Source organism: Advenella sp., assembly GCF_052108595.1.
Classification (GTDB): Bacteria; Pseudomonadota; Gammaproteobacteria; order Burkholderiales; family Burkholderiaceae_B; genus Advenella.
In genome coordinates, this window is the sequence record NZ_JBQEAU010000006.1 from 54,835 (window position 1) to 65,965 (window position 11,131).

5 protein-coding genes and 1 pseudogene are annotated in these 11,131 nt (G+C 58.3%); 1 reads left to right on the top strand and 5 read right to left on the bottom strand.

Annotated elements, in window-relative coordinates; genetic code table 11:
* The 4 genes and pseudogenes from dcd to apbC form a co-directional block, all read right to left on the bottom strand.
* Window positions 1–182: pseudogene (gene dcd, locus ACTIKR_RS02075) on the bottom strand (dCTP deaminase); the annotation flags it as partial.
* A gap of 85 nt (window positions 183–267) precedes the next feature.
* Window positions 268–6,633 (bottom strand): translocation/assembly module TamB domain-containing protein, encoded by a 6,366-nt coding sequence (locus ACTIKR_RS02080; protein WP_442327016.1) that lies wholly within the window; start codon window positions 6,631–6,633, stop codon window positions 268–270.
* Window positions 6,633–8,414: an autotransporter assembly complex protein TamA gene (locus ACTIKR_RS02085; protein WP_442327017.1), complete on the bottom strand. Its 1,782-nt coding sequence runs from the start codon at window positions 8,412–8,414 to the stop codon at window positions 6,633–6,635. The genes ACTIKR_RS02080 and ACTIKR_RS02085 overlap by 1 nt, the downstream gene beginning before the upstream one ends.
* A 17-nt stretch (window positions 8,415–8,431) precedes the next feature.
* Window positions 8,432–9,526, bottom strand: a complete 1,095-nt coding sequence (gene apbC / locus ACTIKR_RS02090; protein ID WP_193089210.1) for an iron-sulfur cluster carrier protein ApbC — start codon at window positions 9,524–9,526, stop codon at window positions 8,432–8,434.
* Window positions 9,527–9,928: 402 nt separating this feature from the next.
* On the opposite strand from apbC, the gene ACTIKR_RS02095 reads away from it, so the two are divergent.
* Complete coding sequence (locus tag ACTIKR_RS02095) at window positions 9,929–10,216, top strand: hypothetical protein (RefSeq protein ID WP_193089209.1); 288 nt, start codon at window positions 9,929–9,931, stop codon at window positions 10,214–10,216.
* 468 nt (window positions 10,217–10,684) lie between these two features.
* On the opposite strand, the gene ACTIKR_RS02100 is transcribed toward ACTIKR_RS02095, so the two are convergent.
* On the bottom strand, window positions 10,685–11,131 hold a 447-nt coding region (locus tag ACTIKR_RS02100; RefSeq protein WP_442327018.1), incomplete at its 5' end, for a LysR substrate-binding domain-containing protein.

An 11,131-nucleotide genomic window follows, 5' to 3' on the forward strand; every position in this document is an offset into this window, starting at 1 on the left:
GTGGAGTTGATGTTGGTAAAAATCTTGAATTCGTCGGCGCAACGCACATCGTAACCATAGCTGCTGGTGCCGTAGCTTACGATCTTTTGCCCGTTATGCTCGCGCACCTGACCCGCCTCGAAAGGAGTGATCATGCCGTCTTGCGCCGCCTGCCGAATCCACCGGTCGTTCTTGATACTCATAGACTGTATCTCTCTGCTGGGGTCTGCCCCGAAGGGAAAAGCGCCATTGTAGCCCCTGCGGCTGCAGGGGAGTATGCATTTTTCATCAGTCCCTGAAAAACCGGCGATAGATCAGTTCCAGTCCGTTGACGGTGCCGCCCTTGATATCGGCCGACAGGTTTCTGAACAGCCGGTAACTGCCGCGCACCACGGTGCCGGTGCCGGCCATGGCCTGCTCTACGCTGACCGTCATGCCATTTTCAAATTTCTTGCTGGCCACGAAAAACTGCTGGGACAGATCGCTCGACGATTCCTGGTTGACACTGGAAGCCACCGTTTTTTCGGGCAGAACCGTACCGGACTTGCCGACATTGCCCGAACGGATGGCAATATCGTCCAGGCCCATCTTGCGATAGAACGGCTCGCCCCCGCCCACGATGGACGAACCCACCGAGAACAGCAGGGCCGCGTCGCTACCGCTGCTGTCAGGGCCACGCCCCATCAACAGCCAGGACAGTTTTTCCACCTCGCTCACATCGGGATAGGACACCAGGTCGATCTTCGGCTTTCTGGCCGTACCCACCACCTTGACCCCCGCCTCCACATCCAGGCCAGTGCGCAAGGCTTCGATATCCAGGATCGGGTTGGCCAGGTTACCCTGGAAGGTGATGCGACCACGGCGGATCTGCAAGCGCTGCCCATAGGCTTCGATCGCCCCGCCGCGTGTGCGGAAGGCGCCCACGCCGGTCAGCTGGTTCTTTTCCTGGATCACGTTCAGCGACCCCACCAGGCCGGAGTCCAGTCCCAACCCCACGATATAGAAGCGCTTGCCCAGGTCCACCGTGAAATCCAGTGTCAGATCCAGAGGGGATTCTTCCTTGACCACCTTGGTCTGGCCCGGCTTGAGCACAATCACATCGCCATCGACGGCTGGCACGCTGCCCAGAATATCCACGCTGGCCCAACCGGCATCGGCCGTCACCTTGCCCTTGATATCCACCTTGGGCAGGGGCGCATTAATATCCACATCGCCACTGATCATCACAAAACGATCGGAGCGCTGAATGATCGGATAATGATCGAATACGATCCGGAAATCGCCCTTGCTGGTATTCAGGTTCCATTTGCCGGTAATGCCCAGTGAACCGTTCTGGGCGGGGGGATTGTCCTCGATCCATTTCTTGGTGCGCCACTCATTGGCCTTGATGCGAATCACCGACGGGAAGCGCAGCGTATTGATGACCACCTGGTTGTCGCGCAGGGTGGCCTCCAGCGTGCCATCGAGCAGGCGAATGCCGTTGTCGATTTCCACGATCTTCACTTTGGAACCGGAAATTTTGCCGCTGGTGGTCCACTGACCATTGGCGCGCGATTGCGCGGTCACGTTCAGCGCCACGGCCCCGCCCAGATCAAGCATATCGCCGGTCAGCGGCCCCATCCAGCTGATATCGGCCAGGTTGCCGTTAAGGGTCATTTTCGAGCCGCCATTCAGGTTCGGCGTCAGCCCGTTGAACGCGATGGCGCCCGTCCCTTTCAGGTTGCCTTTGTTTTGCGTATCAAAGGCCAGATTCAGGTTGGCGGCGCTGGTGGTGGCGCCGGTCTTGTTGAAATTGGCGCCCACCAACATATTGGTCAGCCCCAGCGGAATCGGGGTGGCCGCCGGAATCATGAAATCGCCACTGACCCGCTTCAAAGCGGTCTTGCCGGTAAGCGCCCCATCAAAGGCCAGATCCCAATCGAAATCGAGCACCAGCGAGGTTTCCTGCGGCGCGCGCTTGCGCCGGTCGATAATACCTGTATTGGCGTTTTGCGCTTCTTTTGCGGCCGGGTCAACCAGCTTCTGCATATCGCGAATGAAAGCCGGACTGAGCACAAAACGGCGAATGGAGCCCTTGGTCTGCCACTTGCCGTTGCTACCCGTGGTGCCCTCCTGATTGATCACAATGCTGTGCTTGCCCGGCAGGCCGATATTGATGGCCGATGGCCCGGCTTCCCAGGCCGGCAATCCGCCCTCCGCCGCGGGGGCAAACGCCAGCGACCAGGGCTTGTCCTGCTCAACGGAAATACCCGCGTGCTGTACATCCAGCGTCGAGAGCGTGCCGCGCCATCCTTGTACACCCTGTTCGTTCTTGTCCCACGTACCATCTGCGGCCACATGGAAATTGACCGGGGCCTTGCCCAGCTCCCTGGACTTGCCCTGGGAGAACATGCCCTTCAGATCCAGCGCATGTTTGGCGACCATTCCCTTGACGGTGCCATCCACGGTGACACTGCCGGGCAGGCCGGGCCAGAAGGAAGATAAGGCCGGTGCGTCCACGTCCAGCGTCAGCACGCTGTCGGCCTGGCCGAAAGCGCCTTTGCTGCGTATTTTGTTGCTGCCCAGCGTCAGGTCGATATTGGCCGCCGGCACCTGGAAGGCATTCAAATCTATGCCGGCGCTGCCCTGCCCACCCACGGCCAGATCGCGCACGGCCAGGTCCACAGAACCGGCCAGCGGCTTGTCGTTCCAAATGCTGCCCTTGTCAAAACGGCCCTTGATGGTCGCCGACTTGATGGCCGTGGGCGAGAACATATCGACATCGGCCGTCAGATCCGTACTGAGCAAGGTCCTGGGAATACTGTCTGCCATCAGCTTGCTCACCGGCAGCGCCTTGGAATTGACACGCACATGAATGCGGTCTGACTCGTCCTGTCCGCCCTTGGGCGAGACCAGCGCCTCCAGCGTCATTGTCGCGCCATCACGCAGGGCAAGATCCGCCTTGGCATCACGTAGCAGCAATGGCGTTGCCATATCCAGTTTTACATCCGCATTCAGATGTGATTTTTCCCCGGTGGCGCTGGCCGTTACGACGTAGCCGTCCTGCACCTGCGGCGTTTGCTGCGGCTCAATGTCAAATGCAATCGTGTCAAAATCAAGCGGCACCGGTGTCTTGAAAGGCAACACGCCCGTTCCGTCGGTGCGCATAATATGCGCCGAGCCGGTCAGCATCTGGTTGAAAGCCAGATCCCAGTCCGCATCAAGCGTGATGTCCTTGTCGGCCACGGTGTTGGCTGCCGCGCGTTTGCCACCGTCCCGGGCAGCACTCTCTGCTTTTTTGTTGCTGGCCGTGGCCTGCGCCAGCGCCTTGGTCGCTGCCTGCGTGGCTGCCCGTGCTGCCGCCGGGTCTTCGGCTACAAATGCTTTTTGCAGAGTCATCAAGTATTGCGGATTGATGACCAGATCCTTGATCTGTCCTTTGGTCTGCCATTGGCTGCCGTTACCGCCAGACTCGCCGGGCAGAATCTGCGCACTGCGGTTCTCTGGCAGATCCAGCAAAAACCGGGAGGCGGTGGTTGCCCACTGCATGGGATGCTGCCCATCGTCAGGCAGGAACGACAACGACATCGGGCTTTGCTGCTGCAAACGCAACTCGGTATGACGCAAATTCAAGTCTTGCAGCACACCCACCCAGCCTTCCTGGCCGCCTTCCACTTTGTTCCAGGCACCCTGGATATTCAGGCCGAACACCACCGGCGCCTTGCCCAGCGCGCTGCTGGGCGCCTGCGCATACATGCCGTAAAGCTGCGCGCGATGATTGGTCACGCGACCATCCACCACCGCATTGACCAGCGCGCTACCCGGCAAGGACGGCCAGAAATTGGCCAGCGCCGGTGCGTTAACGTCCAGATACAGCTGACTGGCATCCTGCCCGAAGCCGCCATGCGCAGTGATTCGGTTATTGCCCAGCGTCAGGTCCACATCGGTGTCGCTCACCTGCAGCTTGTCCAGATTCGGCTTGATGCTGCGATCGACCTGCTCCTGTTCCGGCTGCTTATCGAAAATGCCTGCCAGGTGCACCTTGCTGCCAATTGTGCCGGCCAGCGGTTTGCCGTTCCATGTGCTGCCCTGGGCCAATTTTGTATCCAGGTCCACATCGGCGATTTCACGCTTACCCGGCAGCGTATCGGCAACCAGCGTCACGGTGCCGTTAAGCAGCGAGGCCGGTGTGGCGCCCGCCGAGAGTGCCTGCAAATTCAGCGCCTGCAAGCCGACCTTGGCGGTCAGGCGATCAGTCCCTTCACTGACGCCGGCGATGGTTTCAAAATCTGCGTTGACTGCAGCGCCATCGGTCAATGCCAGCTGCAACTTGCCATCACGCAACGGAATCACATTTGCCATAGCCAGATTCAGTTTGGTATCCAGGCTGGACCGCGGGCCCTGCCCCTGCGCGGCGATGGTCAGTACCGAATTTTTTTCATCCTGGCGCGTTTCATTCAGGTTGATGCTCAGCGTTTCGAAATCCAGCGGAATCTTCTGCACCAGCGGCACGAAGCGATCGCCTGCCGTACGCCGCACATTGACCGTTCCCTGCAGGCCATTTTCCGTGGCAATCTTCCAGTCGCCATCAAACACAATATCCGGAAAGCTACCGGCCGTTTTTTGCGTCAGCGCCTTGGCAGCGGTAGCCTGGGCTGCCTTGTCGCTTGCTGCTGCCGTTGCATTTGCCGGCTGCGCATCGCCAGCGGCCGTCATCCTGGTGATCTCGTCCATCAACCTGTCGCTGATCGTCAGGTTGACAAACGATCCCGCTGTTGTCACGCCCAGGGCATTGCCACTGGCCTTGTCCAGCTTAAATTGCGCTTCAGACCCGCCGGGCAGGGTCAGGCCCAGCGCGCCAGGCCCCGCCGCCCATACGTTCTGCACTCCGGTCGCATTCGGGCTGAACAACAGGGGCAAGGCGTCGCGCTGGCGCACGCGCACGCCAGCATGCACCAGGTTCAGTGTGGCCAACTCGCCTTCCCAACCGTCAATACCGTCTGCCAACCTGTGCCACTTCCCGTTAATGGTTGCCGACAGATCGGCCGGCGCCTTGCCCAGGGTTTTCGCATCGCCCTGGTTGACCTTGCCGCTGATATCGAGCGCATGCTCGGCAATCGTGCCGGCCAGCGTGCCAGAGAGCTTGGCAGTGCCATTGACGCCATCGACTAGTTGGCCCAGTTTGGGCGCATCAACGCTTAAGCGCAGCACACTTTCCTGCTGCCCGAAGCTGCCCGATGTCGTGATACTGTTTTCACCCAGTTGCAGATCGATATCTGCCTTGCGAATATTCAGGCGGTTCAGATCCACCTGTGTGGTCGCCGCCTGTATTGCATCTGTGTTTGCTGCAGTTTGCTGCGCCTTCTGAAGTGCATCCTCGCCTGTCGCTGTGGTAACGGTTTTGCCTTCCTGCTGCGCCTTGCGTGCTGCTGCGGCCTTGATGTTGTCGGCAACGGCCTGAGCCATTTGCTCGCCATCAACAATCCGGCGTTGCGTCAGGACGCCCTGCGAATCAATATCGATATCCAGGTCGGCGGCCAGCGGTTTGCCCTGCAGGCGACTCTCGCTATCGACCGTGCCTTTCAGTTGCAATCCCTGCACATTGGACAGACCCAGAACATCTGCCACAAATGTCATATCGGTAGTCAACACGGAATCGGCCGTCCCTTGCTGCCCCTTGAGCGTGAGCCGCTGGCTGGCAAAGGAACCGGCAATGCGGTCCGACTCTGCTGCGCCCTGTTTTTCCTTTTTTTCCAGCTTGAACTGCAGGCCCGAGGCGTCGCCCAGCTTGATGTTCACATCGGCCTGGTTCAATGGAATACCGCCGCCCATCACGCCCAGATTCAACGACGCATCCACTTGCGCGCCCTGGCCGCTGCCCTGCATGGCCACGCCCAGTTTTTCCAGATCGCCGGCCACCTGCGTGTGCAGATCAAATGTGCAATCACGCTGCTGCAGCGCGCCGGTCAGCACGCTGCCAATCTGCACGAACTGGCTCAGGCATACCGGCGACTGTTTGTTTTGCGTCGCCAGTTTCGCATTCAGATCCAGCTTCATGGGATACGGGCTTTTGATGGATTCCACTTCCAGCGTACCGTTCAGATCGGCCTCGGTCTGCGGATGCGAGACATGCACGCTTTTGAGCGTGCCTTTTGCATGCTGATCAATGATCAGCAAATCGGTCAGACTGAAATTGCTCAGTCCCACGGGCAGTCCCGAGCCATCGGGCATCAGCAGCGCAAAGTCGCCTACGTCCAGCCGATCCACCTGTATGCCAACCGGAATACCCGGCATTTCAAATGGCTTGGCCTCGTCCGGCGCCGGTTCAGTTGTCTCCAGCGGCAGCAGCTTGACGTCCAGATCGGCCACACTCATCTGCTGTACACGCAAGGTGCGCTTGAACAGCTTGAGCCAGTCCACTTTCAGTACAGCCTGCCTGCCGGTAATCTTGATTTCGGGCGTATCGATCAGCAGCCGCTCCAGCTCGATCCCGCTCCATAAGGTGCCGCGCACATTATGCAGTTCACCGCCCACCTGGCTGATTACGGTATTGAGCAGCCAGCGGCTGCCCGGATTAGTGCCCATGAACCAGAACACAAAAGCGCACAGCCCAATCAAGATCGTCAGAACGATAGGTTTCCAGCGAAGATACCAGCGCAAATATTTCATTTTCATCAGAATGCCACTCCCAATGAAAAGTGCAACCGTATGCTGCGATCACGCTGGCCATAGGCCAGGTCCAGAAATAGCGGAGCGGCCGGGGTCTTGATTCTTGCCCCCACGCCATAACCCACATGCAACTTCATTTTATTGAACGACTCTGCTGCATCACCGGCATCAATAAACACGCCCATGCCAAAACGGTCGTCAAAGTAACGCATATATTCAACGCTCACCACCGCCAGTGAGCGGTCACCCACGACCGCATCGCCGGCGCTTTTACCGATATCATTGTATTTATAGCCACGAATGGAACGCGCGCCGCCGGTACGATAGCCAAAGTCATCCGGAATGCGCATGCCGCTGGAACCGAATACCTGTCCCACTTCGCCGCGCATGGTAAAGACATCGCGCCGGCCTATCGGCCACCACTGCTGCGCACGCAACCCGACCCGACTGAAAGGCTCGCCTTTATCCAGCGTCACGCCTGCGCCCAGACCCAGCGCAATCAGATTGCCTTCACGGGGATCATATTTGTTGTCGACATCGCGACGCAGGAAATCCCAGGTGGCCACCATCGATGGCAGGCGATAACGCTCCTGGCCCTCGCGCTTGACCGAGTCGTAGGCCGCCAGCACACCCCAGTTCGATTCATAATCAACCCGGCTGGCTGCATCCAGCTTGAACTCCAGCTTGCGTTTCCAGCCCACGGCATAGCGCATCACATCTTCATCCTGGATATCGGAATGACGGAACATCACCCCGACGCTATCCTTGCTGCCATCCAGATTGGGCGGCAAATGAAAATCCATATAGGCGCGCTGCAGCTTGGGATTCACTGCGGCGCCGGTTTCCATGATCAGCGGCTGGCCGAACACCACATTCTGCTTGTACAGGATCTCGGCGCCCGGCCCCACCGAATCGTCTATCCCCAATGAACCGGCCAACGAACGAGCCGGCCCTTCCGCCACCCGCACGGCGACCGGCAGCTCGACCGCGTCCTGCGCATAGACCTCATCGCCCGGTGGTTTTTTCAGGGTAACGAACGCGCCGCGAAAGAAATTGGTAGACTGAATCTGCTGCTGCCAGGTATCCAGTTGTTCCTGAGAAAAGCGCTGGCCCGGCGTGTATTTGATATAGCGACGGATCAGGCTGTCGGGCACACGCCGCAAGCCCACCACTTCGGTATGGCCCAGCGTGACTGCCGGACCGCTGTCGACCGTGGTCTCGGTATCCACGCTCGCCGTTTCGGGATTGACCACCGCCTGCGAATGCGTCATGCGGGCCAGGTAAAAATCATTGGCGGCCACGCCCTCGAGCATGCTCGACTTGGCATTGCTCCACTGCTCGTTCAGGAAATCCTTGCCTACCGGCAGGCCCCAGTCCTTGCGCAACTGTGATACGCGATCATTAAAGCGTGGCGTGGCAATACTGCCAGTAAAATTATTAGTGACCGATTTGACCTGAGAGACCTTGCCCGGATCAATGGAAATATCCCAGGTTTCGCCGCCCACGTCTTCACCCACTTCCAGCGTGACGTCGGGCGCAAAATAACCACGGGTCGCCAAGGCGGACATCACCGCTTCGCGGCCCTTGCGTCGGATCCGGTCGGCTTCGCCCGAGTCCTGGTCGTCGGCCATGCGGACCACAGCTGAAATACCCTTGTTTACTGCATCCAGCGATTCAGGACCAAGCCCGCTGGGATCGATAATCACTTCGGGTTTTTGCGCCGAAACCTGACCAACACCGGCCAACAATAAAATCGTTGTAAGAAAACAAGCCTTGTTCAATCGCATTGGTCCGTTCAGCGCTTTTATTTCTTCAGATTTTCAACAACCACAGAGGGGAAGCGACCAGCCATATCCCTTGGCAAGGCTGCCACCGCCATGGCCACACGCCTGGCCAGTTCGCGATAAAGCTCTGCCGCCTCGCTGGCGGGGTCGCTGGCAACCGTGGGCGTACCCGCATCGGTCTGTTCGCGAATACTTTTTGCCAGTGGCAAGGCGCCCAGCCAGGGAACGTCCAGCTCCTGGGCCATGTGCTTGCCGCCGTCCTCGCCAAAAATGGCTTCGGCATGACCGCAGTGCGAGCAAATGTGCATCGCCATGTTTTCGACGATACCCAGAATCGGAATATTCATTTTCTCGAACATGCGCAAGCCCTTGCGGGCGTCAATCAGCGCAATGTCCTGTGGCGTGGTCACAATAATGGCGCCCACCACCGGTACCTTTTGCGCGAGCGTCAGGGCAATATCGCCCGTGCCCGGCGGCATATCGACAATCAGATAATCAAGATCGGGCCAGTTGGTCTGGCGCAGCAGTTGCTCTAACGCCTGCGTGACCATGGGGCCGCGCCAGATGGCCGGAGAATCGGCCTCGATCAGAAAGCCGATGGAATTGACCGTGATACCGTGTGCGCGCAGGGGCTCCATGGTTTTGCCGTCATTGGATACCGGTTTGCCCGATACGCCCATGATCAGGGGCTGGCTGGGGCCGTAGATGTCCGCGTCCAGAATGCCAACGCGCGCGCCGCTTTGCGCCAGTGCAATCGCCAGATTGGCGCTGGTGGTGCTCTTGCCGACACCGCCCTTGCCCGAGGCCACCGCAATAATATTTTTGACCGAGGCAATGGGCTTGAGCCCGCTTTGCACGGCATGCGCCCGCACCGTATCACTGAACTGCAGCGTCAGTTGCGCCGCGCCGGCTTGTCTGGCTGCTGCCTCCAGTTGTTCGGTCAAGGCGGTCTTTGCTTCGGCGCTGGTCACATACCCGGGCTCTACGCGAACCGTTGCTCCCGTTTCGGAAAGCGTGATATCGGACTCCTTGAGCGTCGGGACCACCGGCATACCGGTGACCGGGTCTACCACAGACCGTAACGCATCCAAAAGGGCTTTTGACGACAGACTCATTTCAACTCGCTGCAATTGATACTATTTAGGGACGTAATGACCTTAATGATAACGTTTAATGGGCTCGTACATTGTTAAAATCTGTGTGGAGCAGGGATATCTTCCCTATGGCGCGCCGCCTGCCGCTTGTGGCTGCAAAGACGAAAATCGCCACACAATCATCACGCAATCGCCGCCCTGCCGGCGGTTTTTATGATGTCCCGCCCACGTGACAGCCCAGCGGTGTTTCAGCCGTAACCACTTTTTGAAATCTTTTGGCACATCCGCGTGCGAGCTGCCCTTGAATTTCCCTGAAAAAGCCCTACTATAGACAAAACAAATCAAGCAAAATCAATTGCTTGTGTACAATAAGCAGTAACTGACGCTTATTGGCTCTTCCCACTTACAAGGATCTGACCCCCTATGAACAATTTTCTGGACCGGTTTTTCAAAGCGCTGCTATTTGGTGTCATCACCATTGCAGGCCTTGTCATGGCCGCTGTGTTCCTGGTTTCTGCGGCCATCGCAGTGGGGTTGTTCTATATTATTGCGAAGGTGCGCGGCAAACCGTTCGTCGCCCGCGAATACTGGAAAACAACCTCAACCCGCGCCCGCCAGACCCATACTGAATTTTCTGAAAAATTCAAAAAGCCCGGCAATTTCTCGCGCAAGCCCGATGTCACAGATGTGGAAATACGGGAAATAAAGTAAACGCTGGCATAGTGGCGTGCTATGACAGAGCTTGTCGTTTGAATGTCGCTTGTCATTGAACAGCACTTTTGCCAGTTGAAAAGCATATATCGGTTGAACAGCCTTTATCACTTGAACGACACTTGTCATACGAACAAACACAGGCGAGCCAACAAGCCGAACGGCATGCCACACGCAGCAAATCCAAAACCCTTGTCACTGACAGGGTTTTTTTATTGCACGCAGTGGGCCATTGCATGGATGCCTGTCATTGCATCGATCTCGATCAATGCATGGATTCCGATCATTAAACAGATTCCGATAAACGCATAAATAGCGAGCAACCTGGCGCCAGGCGGCCAGGCCGGCGCCCCAACCGCCCATTGCATCCGTCATATACGCCCTCGCCGGTCCGGGACCCTGATGCCCGCAATCCTGAAGCCCCGGCTTGCAGCGAACCTCTGCCGCATCATCGATGCGGCAAGCCGTTCAGACGCCGAATTTTTCACTATATAGGTCGCGCGCCCAATCAATAAAAACCCGAACCCGCGGCGACAACTGACGATGAAACGGATAAAGCGCGCACACCGGCAGAGCCGGACACGGCCAGCCGGCCAGCACCTGCACCAGCCTGCCCGCCTGCAGATGCTCCTGCAACCGAAAACGCGGCACCTGGATCAGCCCGCAACCGGCAAGGGCAGCGCTGGTGTAGCATTCGGCATCACTCACGGACATCCAGCCACTGGCCTCGAACTGTGTCTCCTGCCCATCCATCATGACCGAAAAGGGGTAGCGACTGTCGTTGCCGCGCGAGAAAAAACCAATAGCCTGATGCTGCGCCAATTCCCCCGGGTGTGCGGGCGTGCCGTAGCGGGACAAATATTCGGGGCTGGCGCAGATAATCTGCTCCATATCCGCCAGTTTGCGGACCACCAG